This window comes from Mycobacterium sp. SMC-17, assembly GCF_045310915.1.
GTDB lineage: Bacteria > Actinomycetota > Actinomycetes > Mycobacteriales > Mycobacteriaceae > Mycobacterium.
In genome coordinates this window covers 19,381-41,252 of sequence record NZ_JBJIAK010000018.1, presented here as the reverse complement: position 1 = coordinate 41,252, position 21,872 = coordinate 19,381, and the positions used below count along the sequence as shown (strand labels likewise).

General features: G+C 67.5%; 16 protein-coding genes. 11 read left to right on the top strand and 5 right to left on the bottom strand.

Features of this window, described 5'->3' with window-relative positions:
• Positions 1–22: 22 nt before the first annotated feature.
• Positions 23–1,195 carry an AI-2E family transporter gene (locus tag ACJH7A_RS13840; RefSeq protein ID WP_212807935.1) on the top strand — a complete coding sequence of 391 codons (1,173 nt, stop codon included), beginning with the start codon at positions 23–25 and terminating at the stop codon, positions 1,193–1,195.
• On the opposite strand, the gene ACJH7A_RS13835 is transcribed toward ACJH7A_RS13840, so the two are convergent.
• The 3 genes from ACJH7A_RS13835 to trmB all read right to left on the bottom strand — a co-directional run bounded on the left by ACJH7A_RS13835 (position 1,155) and on the right by trmB (position 5,729).
• Entirely contained in the window at positions 1,155–4,133 is a 2,979-nt protein-coding gene (locus ACJH7A_RS13835; RefSeq protein ID WP_212807936.1) for an MMPL family transporter, read from the bottom strand. The two genes, ACJH7A_RS13840 and ACJH7A_RS13835, sit on opposite strands and share 41 nt — an antisense overlap.
• Before the next feature lie 97 nt (positions 4,134–4,230).
• On the bottom strand, positions 4,231–4,911 hold the full coding sequence (locus ACJH7A_RS13830) for an NYN domain-containing protein (RefSeq protein WP_244872895.1): 681 nt from the start codon (positions 4,909–4,911) through the stop codon (positions 4,231–4,233).
• Between the two features lie 14 nt (positions 4,912–4,925).
• On the bottom strand, positions 4,926–5,729 hold the full coding sequence (trmB, locus tag ACJH7A_RS13825) for a tRNA (guanosine(46)-N7)-methyltransferase TrmB (protein WP_371824503.1): 804 nt from the start codon (positions 5,727–5,729) through the stop codon (positions 4,926–4,928).
• Positions 5,730–5,839: 110 nt separating this feature from the next.
• On the opposite strand from trmB, the gene ACJH7A_RS13820 reads away from it, so the two are divergent.
• The 3 genes from ACJH7A_RS13820 to ACJH7A_RS13810 all read left to right on the top strand — a co-directional run bounded on the left by ACJH7A_RS13820 (position 5,840) and on the right by ACJH7A_RS13810 (position 10,774).
• Positions 5,840–6,835: a hypothetical protein gene (locus tag ACJH7A_RS13820; protein ID WP_212807939.1), complete on the top strand. Its 996-nt coding sequence runs from the start codon at positions 5,840–5,842 to the stop codon at positions 6,833–6,835.
• Positions 6,836–7,051: 216 nt separating this feature from the next.
• Positions 7,052–8,881 (top strand): phosphoenolpyruvate carboxykinase (GTP), encoded by a 1,830-nt coding sequence (locus tag ACJH7A_RS13815; RefSeq protein WP_212807940.1) that lies wholly within the window; start codon positions 7,052–7,054, stop codon positions 8,879–8,881.
• Between the two features lie 612 nt (positions 8,882–9,493).
• Positions 9,494–10,774, top strand: a complete 1,281-nt coding sequence (locus ACJH7A_RS13810) for a sodium:proton exchanger (protein ID WP_406802145.1) — start codon at positions 9,494–9,496, stop codon at positions 10,772–10,774.
• Here the strand turns inward: ACJH7A_RS13810 and ACJH7A_RS13805 are convergent.
• The gene (locus ACJH7A_RS13805) at positions 10,675–12,384 is read right to left on the bottom strand and encodes a GMC family oxidoreductase (protein WP_061003501.1); all 1,710 of its coding nucleotides are present in this window, start codon (positions 12,382–12,384) and stop codon (positions 10,675–10,677) included. The two genes, ACJH7A_RS13810 and ACJH7A_RS13805, sit on opposite strands and share 100 nt — an antisense overlap.
• Positions 12,385–12,643: 259 nt before the next feature.
• Between ACJH7A_RS13805 and fadD4 the strand changes: the two genes are divergently transcribed.
• Genes fadD4 through ACJH7A_RS13790 form a run of 3 tightly spaced genes read left to right on the top strand, consistent with a single transcriptional unit; the run spans position 12,644 to position 16,197 of the window.
• Positions 12,644–14,161: a fatty-acid--CoA ligase FadD4 gene (gene fadD4 / locus ACJH7A_RS13800; RefSeq protein ID WP_133425805.1), complete on the top strand. Its 1,518-nt coding sequence runs from the start codon at positions 12,644–12,646 to the stop codon at positions 14,159–14,161.
• A gap of 1 nt (position 14,162) precedes the next feature.
• Entirely contained in the window at positions 14,163–15,146 is a 984-nt protein-coding gene (locus ACJH7A_RS13795) for a MaoC family dehydratase (RefSeq protein WP_406802144.1), read from the top strand.
• A 19-nt stretch (positions 15,147–15,165) separates the two neighbouring features.
• Positions 15,166–16,197, top strand: coding sequence for a CdaR family transcriptional regulator (locus ACJH7A_RS13790; RefSeq protein ID WP_212807944.1), 1,032 nt, complete (start codon positions 15,166–15,168; stop codon positions 16,195–16,197).
• 6 nt (positions 16,198–16,203) lie between these two features.
• Here ACJH7A_RS13790 and ACJH7A_RS13785 read toward each other — a convergent pair whose 3' ends face one another.
• Positions 16,204–16,632: a PaaI family thioesterase gene (locus tag ACJH7A_RS13785; protein WP_212807945.1), complete on the bottom strand. Its 429-nt coding sequence runs from the start codon at positions 16,630–16,632 to the stop codon at positions 16,204–16,206.
• Between the two features lie 205 nt (positions 16,633–16,837).
• Here ACJH7A_RS13785 and ACJH7A_RS13780 point away from each other — a divergent pair, with 205 nt between their 5' ends.
• Genes ACJH7A_RS13780 through ACJH7A_RS13765 form a run of 4 tightly spaced genes read left to right on the top strand, consistent with a single transcriptional unit; the run spans position 16,838 to position 21,821 of the window.
• Positions 16,838–17,395 (top strand): nuclear transport factor 2 family protein, encoded by a 558-nt coding sequence (locus tag ACJH7A_RS13780; RefSeq protein WP_212807946.1) that lies wholly within the window; start codon positions 16,838–16,840, stop codon positions 17,393–17,395.
• On the top strand, positions 17,388–19,070 hold the full coding sequence (locus tag ACJH7A_RS13775) for an AMP-binding protein (RefSeq protein ID WP_212807947.1): 1,683 nt from the start codon (positions 17,388–17,390) through the stop codon (positions 19,068–19,070). The genes ACJH7A_RS13780 and ACJH7A_RS13775 overlap by 8 nt, the downstream gene beginning before the upstream one ends.
• 11 nt (positions 19,071–19,081) lie before the next feature.
• Entirely contained in the window at positions 19,082–20,632 is a 1,551-nt protein-coding gene (locus tag ACJH7A_RS13770; protein ID WP_406802143.1) for an FAD-binding protein, read from the top strand.
• 43 nt (positions 20,633–20,675) lie between these two features.
• Positions 20,676–21,821 (top strand): Rieske 2Fe-2S domain-containing protein, encoded by a 1,146-nt coding sequence (locus tag ACJH7A_RS13765; protein WP_406802142.1) that lies wholly within the window; start codon positions 20,676–20,678, stop codon positions 21,819–21,821.
• Positions 21,822–21,872: the final 51 nt, after the last annotated feature.

Below are 21,872 nucleotides of genomic sequence, written 5' to 3'. Positions count from 1 at the left end.
GGGCGGCGCTACGCTGGCGCCCATGTCACAAGCCGACGAAGCGGTAGATCCGGTGGTACGCAAGGCCGCAGCCTGGTCGTGGCGGTTCTTGGCGATCTTCGGCGCGGTGCTCGCCGTGCTGTGGATCGTCATCAAGCTCGAGGTCATCGTGGTGCCCGTGCTGCTGGCCATGTTGGCCACGGCCTTCCTGCTGCCGGCCGTGGACCTGCTGACCCGGCGCGGTCTGCCGCGCGGCGCGGCCGTCGCGGTGATGCTGCTGAGTTCCATCGTGGTGATGGGCGGCATCCTGACGTTCGTCGTCTTCCAATTCATCGACGGCGCACCGGCTTTGGTGGAGCAGGTCACCAAGAGCATCGACGGCGCCCGCAAGTGGCTGACCGAGGGCCCGATCCTGCACCTGAGCGCCGACCAGATCAACAGCGTCGGCCAGACCGCCATCGATGCCCTCAAGAACAACCAGTCCAAGCTCACCAGCGGGGTCTTCTCCACCGCCGGCGCGCTGACCGAGATCGTCACCGGCCTGCTGCTGACCCTCTTCACCCTGATCTTCCTGCTGCACGGCGGGCGGGACATCTATGCGTTCGTCACCAAGATCATCCCGTCGTCCGTGCGGGACCGGGTGCGCGAGGCCGGCCGGGCCGGATTCGGCTCCCTGATCGGATACGTCCGCGCCACGTTCGTGGTGGCGATGGTCGACGCCGTCGGTATCGGCACCGGTTTGGCGATCATGGGGGTGCCGCTCGCGCTGCCGCTGGCGTCGCTGGTGTTCCTCGGCGCGTTCGTCCCGCTGGTCGGTGCGGTCGTGACCGGTTTCGTGGCCGTGGTGGTGGCACTGATCGCCAAGGGCTGGATCTACGCGCTGATCGCGCTCGGCCTGATCATCGCCGTGCAGCAGCTGGAGGCGCACGTGCTGCAGCCGATCGTCATGGGCCGTGCGGTGTCGGTCCACCCGCTCGCCGTCGTGCTGGCGATCGCCGGCGGCAGCGTCACCGCAGGCGTCATCGGCGCGTTGATCGCCGTGCCCATCGTCGCATTCCTCAACAGCGCCATCCGGGTGCTGACCGCTGACAATCCACGCGCCACCGAGGCCGAGGTACTCGCCGAGGCCGGTTCGGTCGCGGCCGCGGCGGTGTCGCCGGGGGACACGCCGCCAGCTACAGACGGCCCTCCCGGCGCAGCAGATCCGCAGCGCTGACCCCGCCGCCGGTGCCGCGACGCTGAGTTTCGGCGGTATCGATCTTCTCGGTGGCGTCAGGGGTGTCGGCCGGCTGGGCGCGGAACGCCGTGGTCGGCTCGTTGCCCTGGTCGCCGGGTGCGTCTGACGGCGTCTGAATCTGCGGCCCGGAGGCGCTGATGTTGCCGCGCAGCTGCCCGAGCCACGACTCGATCTCCCGGTTGCCCGGACCGCCCTGACCCTGGCCCGGCTCGGCGGGACGGCCCGCTCCCGGCGCGCGGAACGCCGTGGTGGCGGGCTCGGAGGCCGGACCGAAGGCGGTGGTCGCCGGGTCGCCGATCGCGGTGGTCGGCGGCGTCGGGTCCCCGTTCTGCGGGGTGACGGCGCGGGTCACGTTCGACACCACGTTGCGGAAGGCGCCCTTGGCGGCGCTGAACCGCGTGGTCGCGGGTTCAGCAGACGAGGGTGCGGGCGGGGCCTGCGGTGCCGGGGGCTGCGGCGGAGCGCTCGGCATCCGGTTGGTGGGTGCCTGGCTCGGCGGCTGCGGCTGCCCCGGGGTGATCCGGGTCGGGACGGCGCGCTGGCCGGGGGCCGGATGCGTGGGATCGTGCGGCGGGCGGACCGGGGCACCGGAACCGACCAGCGCACGGGGATCCTCGGGTTCGCGGACCGCGGGACGCTTGCGCTCGTCGGGCAGCTCGGTCTCGCCGAGACCCAGCTTCTGCTGAACGCGCTTCATCCACAGCGGCGCCCACCAGCAGTCGTCGCCCAGCAGCTTCATGACGGCCGGCACCAGGAACATGCGGATGACGGTGGCGTCGAGCAGCAGCGCCATCAGCAGACCGAATGCCAGGTACTTCATCATCACCAGGTCGGAGAACGCGAAGGCGCCGACGACGACGGCCAGCACCAGCGCGGCGCCGGTGATCAGGCGGCCCGTGGTGGCGGTACCGATCCGGATGGCCTCGGCGGTGGACATGCCGCGCTCGCGGGCCTCCACCATGCGGGACACCAGGAACACCTCGTAGTCGGTCGACAGACCCCAGATGACCGCGATGATCAGGCCGATCATCGGCGCCATCAGCGGCTGCGCGGTGTAGTTCATCAACCCGGAGCCGTGCCCGTTCTCGACGAACATCCAGGTCAGGATGCCCATGGTCGAGCCGAGGGTGAGGGCGCTCATCAGGGCGGCCTTGATGGGCAGCACCAGTGAGCCGAACGCCAGGAACATCAGGACGGTCGTGGTGATCACCAGGATCGCCACCATCAGCGGCAGTTTCTCGAACAGCGTGCTGATGCTGTCCTGTTCGAGCGCTGGGGTGCCGCCGACCATCACCTGGACGCCGTGCGGTTCCTGCAGGGCGCGCAGTTCGTTGATCTTCTCGCCGGCGTCACCGCTGTTGATGAGGCCGTTGGACAGCACCCGGACGGACGGGTCCTTGCTGCCGCCCTCCTGGTACGTCCGCTCGGCCCACATCTTCGACTTGTCGTTGCCGTCCGGCGTCACGAAGCCGCTGATGGTGCCGGCGTTGGCCCGCACCTGGGCGATCTGCTGATCGGTGACGGGCTGGCCGTTGTCGCTCTTGATGACGAGGGTCAGGGCGTTGGTGCGGAAGCCGGGGAAGAGCTGGTCGAACTCCTCCTGCGCGGTACGGACCGAGTTGTCCGGCGGCAGGTACTTCTCGCTCATACCGGCGAGGGCCAGCTGTCCCAGTGGGATGACCAGCAGGATCATGCCGATGGTGATCGGCACGGCGAATGCCAGTGGCCGTTTCATCACGACGTTGACCAACTTGCCCCAGAAGCCCTTCTCGACCTCTTCGCGGGTCTTGGTCTTCTGCGTCTTCTCGGCGAACCAGTCGATGATCTTGCGCGAGAACGGCCAGTTGGCCAGGAACGGCACCTTCAACAGGGTGCGCACACCGAGCGCGTCGACGTTGGAACCCAGGATGCCCAGCACTGCGGGCAGCACGGTGTTCGACAGGAACGCGGCCAGCAGCACCGACGCGATGATCGCGTAGGTGATGGACCGCAGGAAGCCCAGCGGGATCAGCAGCAGGGGCAGCGACGACGCGACGATGATCACCGCGGAGAACGCGACGGTCCGGCCCGAGGTCATGACGGATCTTCGGACGGCCGCTTCGACGTCGTAGCCCTCGGCCAGTTCTTCTCGGAACCGGCTCACGATGAACAGGCCGTAGTCGATCGCGATACCGAAGCCCATCATGGTCACGACCGGCTGGGCGAAGAAGTGCACGGGCCCGAACTCGGCGGTGAACCGCAGGATGCCGAGCGCGCCACCGATGGTCAGGCCACCGATGATGGCGGGCAGCGCGGCGGCGACCGCGCCACCGAACACGAAGAACAGGACGACCGCGACGAGCGGCACGATCGCGATCTCGGCGCGTTTCTGGTCGGTGCCGATGGTGCCGGTCAGCTCGCTCGCGAGCGGCTCCAGACCGGCCAGCTTGATGTTGCCGCCGTTGACCTTGTACAGGTCAGGGGCGACGGACTGGTAGTTCTTCAGGATCGCGTCGTCGTTGTCGCCCTTGAGCGGAACGGTGATGAAGGTGTGGCGCAGGTCCTGCGTCGTCATCTTCTTCAGCCCGTCGCTGGGCGCTTTCAGCCAGCCGACCCAGGCGACCACCTTGTCCTTGTGGTCGTTGACGAAGGTGTCCAGCTCGCCGCTGACCTTCTTCTGCCAGGCCGGGTCGGTGATCTTCTTGTCGTCGGGTGGCGTCAGGATGGCCACCACGAGGCTGGTCCGGTCGCGGCCGTAGACCTCGTCACCGAGCACCGAGGCGGCGACGGACTCGCTGCCTTCGTTGTAGAAGCCACTCTGCGTGACATGCTCGCCGAGACTGGACCCGTACACGGCGCCACCAAGGCACAGTGCGACCATGACACCGATCACTATGTATCGGAATCGGTACACCGTTCGACCCCACCAGGCGAACACGTCAGCTCCTCACGATTATCTGCATAAATTTGAGCTCAAAGGCACCCTCTAAGAGGTTGCCATTTTCAGCCACCGCACACGTCATCTGTAGTTTTTCCTAAACGCGCGAGCTCAGCAGCGCGGACAACGGCCGGAAGGGCTGCAGCCAGGCGCCCTGTTCAGGCAGCGAATCCAGGCCGATTCGCGGCAGCGGCTCCCGGAAGACACCAGGGATGTCTTCCAGGTCGACGAAGTCCAAGGTATCCGACGCTAACGCCCAACTGGCATGTTCGCGAAATCCGACCACGGTCGCGGGAGTGCCGTCGTGGGCGATGTCCTCGAGCGGTTGGCGGAACGCCTGGCCGTCGGCCGAGGCCACATAAATGCCGGCCAGACCCTCGCTGCGGCGCAGCGCGATGTGGGCCAGCATGTCGCTGTCGACGTCGCTGTCCTCGTCGGTCTTCGGCTTGGCGAACACCGCGAAACCGACGTTCCGCAGGGCCTCCACCCAGGGGCGCACGACGTCGGCGCTACCGGGTGCGATGTTGGTGAAGACGGTCGCCTCGGGCTCCAGGGACACCGGCGGCTGGTCCGGTCGCCGGCCGTTCGCGATCTCGTTGGTGCGGGCCAGTAGCCAGCGGCCCAGCGCGTCGAAGCGGGGCCGGTGGGCGGCCGTCGGCCGGCCGCCGAGGATCGACCCGAGGCCCATGTCGAGGTTCGGTGCGTCCCAGACCAGCAGCACCCGGTGCGGCCGGGGTCCCGGCGGCGGGGTGGGCGGGTAGGGCTTCACCTGTGGAATGGCCTCGGTGATCGTCACTCGGGCTTCTCCCAGATGAGTTCGGTGATGGGGCTGCCCATCCGCATGCCGCGCGCCTCATATTTGGTCGTGGGGCGTCGCACCGAGATCGGCAGGTCGGCATCGGCCGACGTGCGCTTCAGGGTCGGCTCGGCGTCGCCGACTTCGGCGATCTGCACGGCGTAGTCGGCGTGGTCGGTGGCCGCGTGCAGGATGCCGCCGGGCTTGAGGCGGCTGGAGATCAGCGCCACCGTCTCGGCCTGCAGGAGCCGGCGCTTGTGGTGGCGGGCCTTGGGCCAGGGATCCGGGAAGAACACGCGCACGGCGGTCAGGGTGCCCGGCGCGATCATGTGTTCCAGCACATCGACGCCGTCGCCGCGGACGAATCTCACATTCGTCAGGCCGGCCCGGTCGACGCCGCCGAGCAGCTGCGCCAGGCCCTTGCGGTAGACCTCGACCGCGATGACGTCGAGGTGTGGTTCCTCCTGCGCCATGGCCAGGGTCGAGATGCCGGTGCCGCTGCCGATTTCCAACACCACCGGCGCGGTGCGGCCGAACCAGGCGGCGGTGTCGATGAGGCCCGCCGCGGTGCCATCTTCGGAGCGGGCGACTTTGCCCAGCTCAGGCCAGCGCCGGTCCCACGTGCTCTGCTGTCCGGTGGACAGGGTCGACCGGCGGGACCGGAAGCTGGTCACGCGGCGATGCTGGTGGGTGGGTGCGGCGGTGGTTTCGGTGGCCGGCTCGTTTTCGGCCGCCGAGGCGCCGGCCGACGAGGCAGCGTCGTCCTCGCGCTGGGCATACATTCGTCCATCGTCTCTCATCCGGCTGTGAGAGCCCGCATCGTGGTGCAGATTGATACCCAACAGTTGCCTGGAAAACGGCGTCGGCCGGACCCGCGCCGAGGTGCGACGATGGCATCCGGGGGTAGGTGGTGTCAGGGGATCTTTGGCAGCGGTTCACCGCGGAGCTGCAGCGGTTGACGAACGACGTGCCGGGCCTGGCGCATGTTGTCGCGGGCCCCGAACCGGACGACGCCGCCGGCCGGTACCGGTCGATATGTGCAGTGCTGAGTGAAATCGCCTGGACGGCAAACGAATTGGATGACGATCGGGTGCACCGGTGGTTGGCCTCCGATGCGATGGCGGCCCTGCGTACGGCCGCGGCGACGGCAGCGCTGACAGCCGACGGCCTGGTTGTCGAGGCCGCCATGGACCCCGACGCCCAGCTGCGGCGGGCGCTGCACTGGCGCCGTCACGGCCGTCGCACCACCACCGACCTGCACCGACGCTGCGCCGCGGACCTCACGCGCGGGTCATTGCGGCTACTCGCACGTGCGGGAGTGCGACGCGTGACGTCTCGACTGGAACTTCAGCGCATCCGGCTGGAGCTGCTTCGCGAGTCCCGCCGGCAGTACGGCGACCTGCACGCCGAACTGCTCACTCGGGTGCCGTCCCGGCGGCTCGCGACCGGGAATTTCGAAGCCCGCGTCCGCGAGCGGCTGGTGGAGCAAGCTGCGCGGATTCGCGACGAGACCACGTTCGCGCTCGGCGCTCCCAAGGCCGACGGCCGGTGGCCGGCACCCGGCATCCCGGGGCCGGTGCTGGCCCAGCGCCCGGACGAGGTGTGGTTGGGCCTCGTGCTGGGCGCGGGTTTCGGCCTGGGCGCGGCATTGGGGCTGGCCAGGGTGATGACTGGGCTGGCCGGCGTGCCCGACGGCATCGGCGGCGGCGTGGGGCTGGTGCTCGGTCTCGCGCTGACGGCGGCGGTCATCGCGGGCCGCGCCCGGCTGCATCGGCGGGCGGTGCTGGACCGGTGGGTCGGGACGGCCGTCGCGGCGGCACGGCAGGCGAGTGAAGAGGAACTGGCGTACCGGTTACTGGAGGCGCAGGCGGTGATGGCGTCCGCACATCACAAAACGAAAAATTGACCGATTTACGAATTGTGCCCACCGAAGCGCTCGCGCTACTGACGGGTAACCGGCAGTTGGCGCCCTCAAACGCGTTACCTGCGGGTTCGGCAGCTGCGATTGGGCTTTCTGAATCGTTCTTGTGAGAGATCGGACAGCAGCCCGATTGTCCACTTGTATGTCACTCACGTTAACCTCTAAAGAGGTATAGCTGCGATTTGCGAGCAGGAGAATTTGATGACCTCAGCGACCATTCCCGGTCTCGACGCCGCACCGACCAATCACGCCGGGCTACTCGCCTGGGTTCGTGAAGTTGCGGAGCTGACTCAGCCCGACCGGGTGATGTTCGCCGACGGCTCGGCCGAGGAGTATGACCGCCTCGCCGCTCAGCTCGTCGAGGCCGGCACCTTCCAGAAGCTGAACCCGGAGAAGCAGCCGAATTCCTATCTCGCACTGTCGGATCCGTCTGACGTTGCCCGTGTCGAGTCGCGGACCTTCATCTGCTCGCAGCGCGAAGAGGACGCCGGGCCCACCAACAACTGGATGGATCCGGCCGAGATGCGCGGCATCATGACCGACCTCTACCGCGGCTGCATGCGCGGCCGCACCATGTGGGTCGTGCCCTTCTGCATGGGCCCGCTGGACGCCGAGGATCCCAAGCTCGGCGTCGAGATCACCGACTCGGAGTACGTCGTCGTCTCGATGCGCACCATGACGCGCATGGGTGCCAAGGCGCTGGCCAAGCTCGGTGACGACGGCTTCTTCGTCAAGGCGCTGCACTCGCTCGGTGCACCGCTGGAGCCCGGCCAGAAGGACGTGCCGTGGCCGTGCAATGACACCAAGTACATCACCCACTTCCCCGAGACCCGCGAGATCTGGAGCTACGGCTCGGGCTATGGCGGCAACGCGCTGCTGGGCAAGAAGTGCTACTCGCTGCGTATCGCCTCGGCCATGGCGCACGACGAGGGTTGGCTCGCCGAGCACATGCTGATCCTCAAGCTCATCTCGCCGGAGAACAAGGCGTACTACATTGCCGCGGCGTTCCCGTCGGCCTGCGGCAAGACCAACCTCGCGATGTTGCAGCCCACCATTCCGGGCTGGCGCGCCGAGACCGTCGGCGACGACATCGCCTGGATGCGTTTCGGCAAGGACGGCCGGCTGTACGCCGTCAACCCCGAGTTCGGCTTCTTCGGCGTCGCGCCGGGCACCAACTGGTCGTCGAACCCGAACGCCATGAAGACCATCGCCGCCGGCAACACCGTCTTCACCAACGTCGCCAAGACCGACGACGGTGACGTCTGGTGGGAAGGCCTCGAGGGCGAGCCGGAGCACCTCATCGACTGGAAGGGCCAGGACTGGATCCTGCGGGAAACGGAGACCAAGGCGGCGCACCCGAACTCGCGCTACTGCACCCCGATCTCGCAGTGCCCGTCGGTCGCCCCCGAGTGGGACGACCCGCAGGGTGTGCCGATCTCGGCGATCCTGTTCGGCGGCCGCCGCAAGACGACGGTGCCGCTGATCACGCAGGCCCGCGACTGGCAGCACGGCGTCTTCATCGGCGCCACCCTGGGCTCCGAGCAGACCGCCGCCGCCGAGGGCAAGGTCGGCACCGTGCGCCGCGACCCGATGGCCATGCTGCCGTTCCTCGGCTACCACGTCGGTGACTACTTCCAGCACTGGATCAACATCGGCAAGAACGCCGACGAGTCCAAGATGCCGAAGATCTTCTTCGTCAACTGGTTCCGCCGCGGCGACGACGGCCGCTTCCTGTGGCCGGGCTTCGGTGAGAACAGCCGCGTGCTGAAGTGGGCCATCGAGCGCATCGAGCACCAGGCCGAGGGCAAGAGCACCCCGATCGGCATCGTGCCGACCGCCGCTGACCTGGACCTGGAGGGTCTGGACGTGTCGGCTGCCGACGTCGACGAGGCGCTGGCCGTGCGTGTCGACGAGTGGCAGAACGAGCTGCCGCTGATCGAAGAGTGGTTCGAGTTCGTCGGCGAGAAGCTGCCGACCGGCATCAAGGACGAGTTCGACGCCCTCAAGCACCGCTTGGCTGAAGAGGCCTAAGAGCTCCCTCGCACAAACACACGACCCCCGGTCTCCCAGGAGATCGGGGGTCGTGGGTTTTGGGGCGATCCACCGCGAATGTGCGTCCAGATCGCGGATCGGGTGGCGGAGACGCGCTACGTGCACACTCGCGGCGTAACAGGCGAATATCTGCCTGCGACGCGACGGCTTTCCCGCTCGTCCGCGAGGTCGAATCCGGTCCGGGGCGCAGCAGCGAAGTACCTAGCGTCAATCATGGCCTGCAGAACTGCCGGTGATTGAAGCCAAGTACTTTCTCCGGGCGCTAGCGGTCCCTTAGTTCAATCGACACCGGCAATGGCGGTCATGATTGAAGCCACGTACTTTGCCTCGGGACCCGGCACTGACGCCGGTCCTGAAGGCAACCAGGGGTCCAGGCTGGGTCGATGACTGTCAGGTTCGGCGCCGTGAATGGCTCGTTGAGGACTCGACGGCTTCCCGCCACAAATGATCTTGATTAGCCACACAATCGAGTTAGGGTAACCGAACTCAAAACGTCCAGCACGCTGACCAGCAAATTCAGCGTCACAAGCCGAACCAATTCGTAGCAACGCTAAGTTGCTGGAACGGTTTTGGGCGGCTAGCGTCAGCGGCGTGACCAGCACCCGATCCGCCGGCCCGACCACGCGTCGGCCGCTTGCGCGATCCCTGCTGCTGGCCGCTGCGTTCGTTCTCCCGGCCGTCGCGCTGCGTCTCGCGGGCGTCCACCCGAACCCCGTCGTCTCGCTGTTGGCATTCGGCGCGGCTGTCGTCGCCGCCAGCTTCGTGCTGGCCTGGGCGGCCGAAGCAGCGCAGGTCGACGTGTCCGGTGGCCTCGCCATCGCCGTTCTGGCCCTGATCGCGGTGCTGCCCGAATACGCCGTCGACCTCTACTACGCCTACGTCGCCGGCCACAACGCCGAGTACGTGCAATACGCCGCCGCCAACATGACCGGCTCCAACCGGCTGCTCATGGGCATCGGCTGGCCGGTCGTGGTGATCGTCGGCCTGTACGTCGTACGGCGTATGTCGGCCGAGAACAGCAAACCGATGCTGGCGCTGGAACCCGGCAACCGGGTCGAGCTGGGATTCCTGCTCATCGCCGGGCTCGTTGCGTTCGTCATCCCGACGACGGGTCGCATCCACCTGGTGCTCGGCGTGGCAATGCTGGCCTGGTTCGGCTTCTACCTGTACAAACTGACCCGCGGGGAGCCCGAGGAGCCCGAGCTCGTCGGTACCGCCGCGGCCATCGGCGCGCTGCCGGACCGGGCCCGCCGGATCACCGTCGTGACGCTGTTCCTGGTGTCCGGCGCGGTCATCCTGATGTGTGCGGAGCCGTTCGCGAACAGCCTGATCGACGCCGGCACCGAACTGGGCGTCGACCGCTTCCTGCTGGTGCAGTGGCTGGCGCCGCTGGCCTCGGAGGCGCCGGAGTTCATCATCGCGACCATTTTCGCCGCGCGGGGCAAGAGCACCGCGGCGATCGCGACCCTGATCTCATCCAAGGTCAACCAGTGGACGCTGCTGATGGGCTCGCTGCCCATCGCCTACCTCGCCGGTGGCGGCGGAACCGCGCTGGTTCTCGACGGCCGGCAGGTCGAGGAGGTGCTGCTGACCGCCACCCAGACCATGATGGGTGTGGCGCTGATCCTGTCGCTGCGGTTCCACCGGGCGACGGCGTGGCTGCTGTTGGCGCTGTTCGTCGTGCAGTTCCCGATCACCTCGACCACCGGCCGGCTGGTGCTGTGCGGCGTCTACGGTGCGCTGACGGTGGTGGGCTTGATCATCAACCGCGGTCACATCGTCGCGACGCTGCGGGCGCCGTTCCGCGCGGACGACCGCGACGGTGACGGAGTCAGGTTCGACGGCCGGGAGCTGTCGATCGTCGGTCGGTGACCGCGGTGGCGGCCGGCGCGCACCGGCGTGTCCAGGATGAGATCTGCGGCCCGCGCGGCCATCGCCATGGCCGGCGCATTTGTGTTGCCGGACAACATGATCGGCATGATCGACAGGTCGGCGACCCGTAGTCCGTCGATGCCGCGCACCCGTAACTGGTCGTCGACGATGTCGTCGTCGTCGGGTCCCATGCCACACGTTCCGATGGCGTGGAACCCGGTCAGCCCCTGCGCCATCGCGGCGTGCAGGAGCTCGTCGTCGGATTGGGCGTCGGGGCCGGGTGTCAGCTCCGTGGCGATGAGGTCGGCGATGGGCGACTGCTGGAACACCTCGCGCATGGTGCGTAGGACGCCGATGGCAGCGGTCCGGTCGTGGGCGGTCGCCAGGTAGTTGGGGTCGATCATCAAGGGGTGGTCGGGGTCGGGTGAGCTGATCCAGACGCTGCCCTCCGACGTCGGGCGCAGAATCTCACCCATACAGGACACGCCCGGCAGACGCTCGACGGTGCCGCCGACGCCGGCCAGTGTCAGCGCGGTGACGAGCATCTGACCGTCGACGCGGGGCTGGTCGGGGGCGGTCTTGAAGAACGCGAGCACGTCGCCGGTCGGTGCGGCCAGTGGTCCCCGGCCGGTGGCGGCGTATCTGACGGTGGACCGGACCTTGCCGCACGTGGTCGACAGGTGCCGGTTGTGCCCGATGTTCCGATTGAGTCGGTAGGTGTTCACCAGGGTCCGGTGGTCGCGCATGCGCCGCCCGACGTTCGCGCGCTCGAGGTAACGCGGCACGCCTGCGGCCGCGAGTACGTCGCCGGGCCCGATTCCGGAGAGCTGCAACAGTTTTGGTGATCCCAGTGCGCCCAGCGTGAGCACCACTTCGCGCTTGGCCCGGACCACCATCGACAGGCTGCCCATTCGGAGGACCACGCCCGTGGCCCGGCCCCGCGTGAATTCCAGCCGCTCTGCCGTGGCGCCGGTGAGCACCTGCAGGTTGGGGCGGAGGCGCACCGGGTCCAGGAATGCCGTGGCGGCGCTGACGCGTCTGCCGTTGTGGATGGTCGCGGGCGACAGGCCGATGCGGGGCTCGTCCGACTCGTTCAGATCGGCGAGTGGGCGCATGCCCAGGTTGGTGCCGGCGGCGATCGTGGTGAGCGCGAGCGGATCGGGGTCGGGAACGACGCTGATCGCCAGTTCGCCGCCGAACCCTCGCGTCGACGACTGGCCGATGGTGTTGTGTTCGAAGCTCCGGTATGCGGCGAGGATGTTGTCCCAACCCCAGCCGCGGTTGCCCAGCTGTTCGAGTTCGTCGAAGTCGGCTTTCTGGCCGCGGTTGTAGACCATGCCGTTGACCGAGCTGGATCCGCCGAGAACCTTGCCGCGCGGCCAGAACTCGGTGGTGCCGTCGTGGCCCAGCGGAATGGTCTGGTGCTGCCAGATGTACCGCGGGTTGCCGAACAAGCGACTGCCGAGCTTGGGTACGCGCAGGTAGGGGCTACGCGCGTGACCGCCGGCCTCGATGAGCAGTACCCGGTTGCGGGGATCGGCGGACAGGCGATTGGCCAGCACGCACCCTGCCGTCCCGGCGCCCACCACGAGGTAATCGAATGTGGCCATCGCGACCTCCGGTCGGCGTAACTAGAAAAACTACAGTCGCAAGCACACGACATCGAGAGATAGTGACATAGATATGCAAAAAATGTCGATTAGATACTGCTCTGGCGTTTAGCTGAGAGTTTGCCAAAATTGCAGGAAAAGCAGAATATTGGCTGCTTGCCCAGTGGTGGCAGGGTGTCGTCATCGGCTGTGGCACGCCGAGGAGCCTCGGACACGGCCTTCTTGACAGGTGTCAAGTCACCTGTCGTAGAGTGCCGTCATGCAGATTCGCCAGCACGTGGGCAATGGGAAACCGGCCGTGATCTTGCACCCGTCCGGCACGGTGGTGACCTTCGACGAGCTCGAGGCCCGCGCCAACCACCTGGCGCATCACTTCCGGGCCAATGGCCTGGTCGAGGGTGACGTCGTTGCCATCCTGATGGAGAACAACGAGCACATGCACGCGGCGATGTGGGGCGCGCGGCGCAGCGGCCTGTACTACGTGCCGATCAACATCCACCTGACGCCGGCAGAAGCCGCCTACATCATCGAGAACAGCGGAGCGTCTGCGGTGATCGGCTCTGCGGCCCTGAGCCAGACCTGCGCCGGCCTGGCCGAGCACCTCACTGCCGGGCTGCCCAAGCTGCTCATGATCGCCGACGGTGAGTTGCCGGGCTGGGACCGATACCCGGAATGCGTTGCGGCCCAACCCGACACGCCGATCGAGGACGAGATCGAAGGTGACCTGCTGCAGTACTCGTCGGGCACGACGGGGCGTCCGAAGGGCATCAAGCGCGAGCTGACGCATCTGCCGCCGGCCGAGGTGCCCGGCCTGATGAAGATGCTGATGAGCTTCTGGCTCCCCAAGGATGCCGTCTACCTGAGCCCGGCGCCGCTGTACCACACCGCGCCGTCGGTGTGGTCGATGCAGATTCAGGCCGAGGGCATCACGACGGTCGTGATGGAGAAGTTCGACGCCGAGGGCTGTCTGGACGCCATCGCGCGTTACGGCATCACGCACGGCCAGTTCGTGCCGGTGATGTTCACCCGCATGCTGAAACTGCCGCAGTCCGTGCGGGATTCGTACGATCTGTCGTCGCTCAAGCGCGTCATGCACGCCGCCGCCCCGTGTGCGGTGGAGATCAAGAAGCAGATGATCGACTGGTGGGGTCCGATCGTCGACGAGTACTACGCGTCGTCCGAGGCCATCGGTTCCACCCTCATCACCGCCGAAGATTGGCTGACCCATCCCGGGTCGGTCGGCAAGCCGATGCTGGGCGTCCTGCACATCCTCGACGAGGAGGGCAACGAGCAGCCGCAGGGTGTGCCCGGCGAAATCTACTTCGAGGGCGGCAACACCTTCGAGTATCTGGACGACGCCGAAAAGACCGCGGCCTCAAGGGATGCGCACGGTTGGGCCACCGTCGGAGACATCGGCTACCTCGACGAGGACGGCTATCTCTACCTCACCGATCGCCGACATCACATGATCATCAGCGGCGGTGTGAACATCTACCCCCAGGAAGCGGAGAACGTCCTCGTCACGCATCCCAAGGTGATGGATGCCGCAGTGTTCGGTATTCCGGACGCCGAGATGGGCCAGAGTGTGAAAGCGGTTGTGCAGACGGTGGATCCGGCCGACGGTACCGAGGAGTTCGGCACCGAGCTGCTGAGCTGGCTGCGAGACCGGCTGACGCACTACAAGTGCCCGCGGTCAATCTCGTTCGAAGAGCAATTGCCACGGACCGACACGGGCAAGCTGTACAAGCAATCGCTGATCGACAAGTACTCTGTGTGACGTGCCCTCTGGCGGACCGTTTTTCGAGGACCTCAGGATAGGTCAGGTCTTCGACTGGGCGCCCGGCATGACGCTCACCGACGGCACCGCTGCGGTACACCAGGCCATTCTGGGTGACCGAATGCGGCTGCCGCTCGATGCCGCACTGGCTGCCGCGGTCACCGGATCGCCGCGGGCGTTGGTGCATCCGGCGCTCGTGTGTGACGTCGCGATCGGTCAGTCGACCTTGGTGACCCGACGGGTCAAGGCGAATCTGTTCTACCGCGGGTTGCGGTTCCACCGCTTCCCGCACATCGGCGACACCATCACCACCAGTACCGAAGTGGTTGGACTCAAACAGAATTCGGCCAAGCCCGGCCGGCCGCGCACCGGGCTGGCGGCGCTGCGCATGATCACCATCGACCAGGACGGCCGCACGGTGCTCGACTTCCACCGGTGCGCCATGCTGCCGCTGCGCGACGACGCCGACGACACCGGCCACGCCGACGACATCAGCACCATCGGCACTGCCGTGCCGGGCCTCCCGGACCCCGCCGCGGGATGGAGCGCCGATGCGTGGCGCTCCGCCGTGCCCGGCGAGAATTTCGATCCGGAGCTCGCCGGCCAGGTGTTCACCAGCACGGCCGACGTCGTCAGCAGCGCTCCGGAGTTGGCCCGGCTAACGCTCAATGTCGCTGCTACGCATCATGATTCGCGCGTGGCCGGGAGGCGCCTGGTGTACGGCGGGCACACCATCGGCCTGGCGCTTGCCCAGGCCACCCGGCTCCTGCCGAACATCGTCACCGTCCTGGGCTGGGAGTCCTGCGACCACACCGGCCCCGTGCACGAGGGCGACACTCTCTACAGCGAGTTGCACGTCGAGGCCGCGCACGAGACGCCGGGCCGCGGCGGGACACTCGATCTGCGGTCCGTGGTGTTCGCGGTCGACGCCGACGGACCCGACCGGCAGGTACTGGACTGGCGGTTCAGCGTCCTGCAGTTCTGAGCATTGTCAGAATGGCGGCGTGAGCGCGTTGCGGTTGTCCGATCTGGGCAGTGACCCGGAGTCGGTGCTGCGGCTGGTCCGGTTTTTCGACGACCTCGATGCCTCGGGTGTCGACGGGGTGCTGGAGGCGGCGCAGGTCGTCGCCGGGTGTCCCGTCCACGTGCGGTGGGACGGCTCGGCACCAGAGGTCTGGCTGGAGCGCGACGCCCCGGCCCACCCGTTGGACGGCGTCCTGCTCGACCGGGTGCGGCACACGCTGGGTGACATCGGCGCCCGGGTGCCGCCGAGCTTCGGTGACCCGGCGCTGGTCGAGGTGGTGCTGTCGAGCCGGGAGCGCCCGGAGGACCGGGCGCGGGCGATCAGGCTGCTGGGGCTCGACGAGTCCCGCGAGGTCAGGGTGCTGGCGGTGTCGGCACAGTCGTCGCCGGAAGCCCTGCGAGTCATCACGTCGGCCCTGACCGCGGTGTCGGTGCGGACCGCGGACCTGGGCACCGCGACGGCGGTGGTGTGCCAGGGCCGGACCGACACGCGTGCGCTGTCCGACGAACTGGACCAGGCGATCGTCACGGCATTCCCGGCGCCGTTACCGGTCGGCGCCGACCGGGGGCCGTGGGTCGGTCTCGGGGCGGCTGGCGGCGTGTTCGCGGCGCCGACCTCGTGGTCCCAGGCGCTGCGGGCGCTGCGCTTCGCGTCGTCGACCGGTTTCGGGCGGCGTGCCGTCGCCTACGAGCGGTTGAGCGCGCTCGAGCTGCTGGCCGAGCTGCCGCCCGAGGCCACGCGCGGCAGTCACGCGCTGGCCCGCATCAACGAGATCGCGGCGACACCCACCGGCCGGCTGCAGGTCGAGACGGCCGAGGCGTTCTGCGTGTTCGGTTCGCTGCGGCGGACGGCCGAGGAGCTGCACGTGCACCACAGCACCGTGGCCGCGCGGCTCGCGCACATCGAATCCCAGTTGGGCTGGGATATGGACGATCCGCTGGACCGGTTCTCGGCGACCCTCGTGCTGATGATCCGCCGGATCGCGCTGTCGTCGGCGGAGCTGACGGACTGAGCCCGGTCAGCCCGCAAGCGGAACGATCATGAACGTGGCAGTGGACCGGGCCAACACCCGCTCCGCGGCGTCGACAATCGAGCATTCGCAGCTCAGCAGCCGGCGTCCGACATTCACCACCTGGGCTTCGGCGACCAGCGGGCCGCCGTGCGGCTGCCGGTAGTACCGGACATGCATGTCGGTGGTGACGGGGATTTCTGATCCGAGGTCGAAGAGTCCTTCGAGGCAAAAGCCGGACGCGGCGTCTGCGAGCGTCGCCAGCATCCCGCCGTGGATGCCGCCGGGCGTGATCCCTTCGAGGTCCGGCGCGAGCGGCATCGACAGGATCGCGACGCCCTGCTCCTGCCAGACCACGCTGAGCTGCAGGTGTCGGTGAACGGGGGACCGCCGCAGATCTTGGGTCGCTTCGAGCGGATCGCGGAACGCGTGCGCCATGGGCGGGCACCTCCTGTCGCGCGGGAGATCCGCATGTTATCGCCCTCGGCAACGGCCGGCACCGATTAGCTGCATCCGACGTTCGTCGGGAAATTTGTGCGCAAAAGCCGACGTACGTCGGATGACCGGGCCCGGCCCGGTTCGTGATGATGGCCACACAAGCGTGAACAGTCCACGCTCAGCCACAGACCCGAGGAGTACCCACATGGCCGTCATCGACCCCACCAAGACCTGGGAACTGGTGGAGGAACGACTGTCGCGCACGACGAACGAGCGCCATCGCCAGGTCCTGGGCATCGTGCTCGAACACATGAAGGCGGAGGCCGTGCCGGACATGGATCGTCTGATGGCCACGTTGTCCCCGAACCCGGATTACCACTTCTGGTACGCCAACACCGACATGGGCCCGAAGACCACCGAAGGCGTGCGCGCCTATTACGAGGCGTTCGTGGCCAGCGGCGCGAATCATCTCGTCTTCGAGGTCGATCGCCTCGCCGTCGACGATGATCTGGTGATGACCGAAGGCTGGATGAAGATGATCTACCCGGGCGCGTCCGCGCAGGCCATCGGCGTCGACGTCGACGACCCGAACGGCGACTACCTGCTGGTGTTCCGTCAGCTGATCAACTGGCCGATCGACGCCGACGGCCTGATCATCGGCGAGGACGCGTATCAGACCGGCCCGGTCAGCGTCACCAAGCTCGGTGTGGCAGACCTGCCGCAGGCGTACATCGACCAGAAGGCCGCCGCCGCCAATGCCTGAGCGCCGCGAGGACATCGCAGCCCTGCTGCTCGACCGCCTCGGCGACGAGCGGCTGGGGCTGCGGACCCGGGACCAGGACTGGACCTGGGACGAGGTGGTCCGCGAGTCCGCTGCCCGCGGCGCGTACGCCGCCGAACTGCGGGCTGACGGGCCGTTTCACATCGGCGTCCTGCTGGACAACGTGCCCGACTTCATCTTCTGGTTGGGCGGCGCCGCGCTGTCCGGGGCGACGATCGTCGGCATCAACCCGACGCGCGGCAACACGGAACTGGCCGGCGAGGTCCGCCATGCGGACTGTCAGCTGATCGTCACGGATTCGGCTGGGCGGGAACGGCTTACGGGCCTCGACCTCGGGCTGACGCCCGACCGCATGCTCGTCGTCGACGACCCCGCCTACCAAGAAGCGATTTGTGCACGAAAATCCGCGGCCGGCGCGGAAAATCGTGCACAAATCGCTGTGGCAGACGGCGTTGGCGCCGAAACGCTGATGCTGCTGCTGTTCACCTCCGGCACGACGGGCGCGTCGAAGGCCGTCAAGTGCAGCCAGGGTCGGCTGGCGTGGATCGCCTACTCGGCGGTGGACAAGTTCAACCACGTCCGCGACGACGTCGACTACTGCTGCATGCCGCTGTTCCACGGCAACGCCATCATGGCGCTGTGGGCCCCGGCGCTGGCCGTCGGCGCGACCGTCTGCCTGACCCCGAGCTTCTCGGCGTCCGGCTTCCTGCCCGACGTGCGCTATTTCGGCGCGACGTTCTTCACCTACGTCGGCAAGGCACTCGGCTATCTGCTGGCCACCCCGGAACTGCCCGACGATGCCGACAACCCGCTCAACCGCGGGTTCGGCACCGAGGCCTCACCGGAGGACCAGGCCTACTTCAAGCGCCGGTTCGGCGCGGAGCTGTACGAGGGGTACGGCTCCAGCGAGGGCGGCGGCGCCGTCGTACTCGACCCGAACCAGCCCGAGGGGGCACTCGGCCGTCCCGCCCATCCGGGTGTCGCGATCGTCAACCCAGAAACGATGATCGAGTGTGTCCCAGCGGTTTTGGACCGACACGGCCGCATCCTCAATCCGGACGAAGCTGTCGGTGAGATCGTCGACAAGCTCGGCACCAAGAAGTTCGAGGGCTACTACAAGAACGACTCCGCCGACGCCGACCGCATCCGAAACGGCTGGTACTGGACCGGCGACCTGGGTTACCTCGACGAGAACGGCTTCATCTACTTCGCCGGCCGGCGCGGCGACTGGATCCGGGTCGACGGCGAGAACACGTCGGCCCTGTCGATCGAGCGTGTGCTGCGGCGCCATCCCGAGGTGATCGCCGCCGGGGTGTACGCGGTGCCGGACCCCCGCTCGGGCGATCAGGTGATGGCAGCCATCGAGGTCGCCGACCCCATCCTGTTCGACGTCGACAAGTTCGTGCAGTACCTGAACGACCAGGACGACCTCGGCAAGAAGGGCATGCCGCGGTTCCTGCGGATTTCGGATTCGTTGCCGGTCACCGGCTCCAACAAGGTGCTCAAGCGCGAACTGCAGGCGGACAAGTGGCACACCGACGAACTGGTGTACCGCTGGGTGGGTCGGGGCGTACCGGTTTACGGCCTGATGTCCGACGATGCCAAGCGCGCGTTGGACGATGAGTTCACGCAGTACGGACGGCAGCGATACCTATAGGGAGTTTGGGCATGACGGACTGGGACTCGACGGTTGACGTGCTGGTGGCGGGCTCTGGTGGCGGTGGCGTCACCGGCGCCTACACCGCCGCGCGTGAGGGGCTCGAGGTGCTGCTGGTCGAGGCCACCGACAAGTTCGGCGGCACCACTGCCTACTCCGGGGGCGGTGGCGTGTGGTTCCCGTGCAACCCCGTGCTGCAGCGGGCCGGCACCGACGACACCATCGAGGACGCACTCGAGTACTACCACGCCGTCGTCGGCTACCGGACGCCGCGCGAGCTGCAGGACACCTACGTCCGCGGCGGCGCGCCGCTGATGGAGTACCTGGAAGCCGATCCCAACATCAAGTTCGACATGCTGCCCTGGCCCGACTACTTCGGGAAGATGCCCAAGGCCCGGCTGGACGGTCAGCGGCACGTTGCGGCCCGTCCGCTGAAGATCGAAAAGGCGCCTGAATTCAAGGAATTGGTGCGCGGCCCGCTCGACAACGACCGGCTCGGCGTCCCGCAGCCCGACGACTACTTCATCGGCGGCCGGGCGCTGATCGCCCGCTTTCTGGTGGCGCTGAAGCAATATCACTCGGCGACAACACAACTCAACACCGCGCTGGTCGAGCTGGTCACCGAGGACGGTGCCGTCGTCGGTGCTGTCGTCGAGACCGACGGGGTCCGCAAGGCGATCAGGGCACGCAAGGGCGTGTTGCTCGCGGCCGGCGGCTTCGAGGGCAACGACGAGCTGCGGCGCAAGTACGGCGTGCCCGGCGAAGCGCGAGACACCATGGGGCCCTGGGGAAATCTGGGTCAGGCGCATGAGGCGGGCATCGCCGTCGGCGCGGACACCGACCTGATGGAGCAGGCCTGGTGGTCGCCCGGCCTGACCCATCCGGACGGTCGCAGCGCGTTCGCGCTGTGGTTCACCGGCGGCATTTTCGTCGACCAGGACGGCAAGCGGTTCGTCAACGAATCCGCGGCGTACGACCGCATCGGCCGCGTCGTCGTGGACCGGCTGGCCAAGGGCGAGATGACGTTGCCGTTCTGGATGATCTACGACGACGGCGATGGTGGGGTGCCGCCGATCAAGGCGACCAACGTGTCGATGGTCGAGACCGAGAAGTACGTCGATGCCGGGCTGTGGCACACCGCGGACACCCTGGACGAGCTGGCCGTCAAGATCGGTGTCCCGGCCGAGCAGCTCGCCGCGACCGTCAAACAGTTCAACGAATACGCCGACGCGGGCTCCGACCCCGACTTCGGCCGCGGCGACGAGGCCTACGACCGTGCCTTCTCCGGCGGCGCCTGCCCGATGGTCCGGATCGACAAGGCGCCGTTCCACGCTGCCAAGTTCGGCATCTCCGACCTGGGCACCAAGGGCGGCCTGCGCACCGACACCACCGGTCAGGTGCTCGACACCGCCGGCAACCCGATTCCCGGGCTGTACGCGGCGGGCAACACCATGGCCGCGCCGAGCGGCTACGCCTACCCGGGCGGTGGCAACCCGATCGGCACCAGCATGGTGTTCTCCCACCTGGCGGTGCTCGATATGGTCAAACGAGAGGCTTCGTAAGGGTCCTGGTTCCAGGGCTCGGCGAATTCGAAAGGGGCACAAGATGACTGAGGCCGAGGTCCGGCATATCGATGCCGGCGTCGAGATGACGCGGTTTGCGCGCGGCTGGCACTGCATCGGGCTGGCCGAGTCGTTCCGGGACGGAAAGCCGCACTCGGTGCAGGCGTTCGGGACCAAGCTCGTGGTGTTCGCCGACTCCAACGGCGCCATCAAGGTGCTCGACGGGTACTGCCGCCACATGGGTGGTGACCTGTCGCAGGGCACCGTGAAAGGCGACGCGGTGGCGTGCCCGTTCCATGACTGGCGTTGGGGCGGCGACGGCAAGTGTCAGTTGGTGCCGTACGCCAAGCGCACGCCGCGGCTGGCCCGCACCCGGGCCTGGCAGACCACCGAGGTCAACGGGCAGCTGCTCCTCTGGCACGACCCCGAGGGTTCGACGCCCGGGCCGGAGCTGACCCCGCCGACCATCGAGGGTTACGAGGAGGGCCAGTGGTCGCCGTGGCAGTGGAACTCGCTGCTGATCGAGGGGTCGCACTGCCGCGAGATCGTCGACAACAACGTCGACATGGCGCACTTCTTCTACATCCACCACGCCTACCCGACGTACTTCAAGAACGTCATCGAGGGCCACACCGCCAGCCAGTTCATGGAGTCCAAGCCGCGCCCGGACTACGCGACCCGTGAGCTGTGGGACGGCACGTATCTGCGTTCGGAGGCCACGTACTTCGGGCCCGCGTACATGATCAACTGGCTGCACAACGATCTCGCCCCGAACTTCACGGTCGAGATCGCGCTGATCAACTGCCACTACCCGGTGACGCACGACTCGTTCGTGCTGCAGTGGGGGGTTGCGGTGCAGAACAATCCGGCGCTGCCGCCGGCCAAGACCGAGAAGCTGGCGGCGTCGTTGAGCCGCAGTTTCGGCGACGGCTTCATGGAAGACGTCGAGATCTGGAAGAACAAGACGCGCATCGAGAACCCGCTGCTGACCGAGGAAGACGGTCCGGTCTACCAGCACCGCCGTTGGTACGAGCAGTTCTATGTCGACGTCGCCGACATCAAGCCCGACATCGTCGCCCGCTTCGAGCAGGAGGTCGACACCACGCACGCCAACGACCTGTGGCGCGAAGAGGTCGCCAAGAATCTGGTCAACCGCACTCCGGTCGGCAAGGCACACGCCGTCCAGTAGTCGCCGAAAAGCACTGAGCCGCTCTCGTTTTCGAGGGCGGCTCAGTGGTCA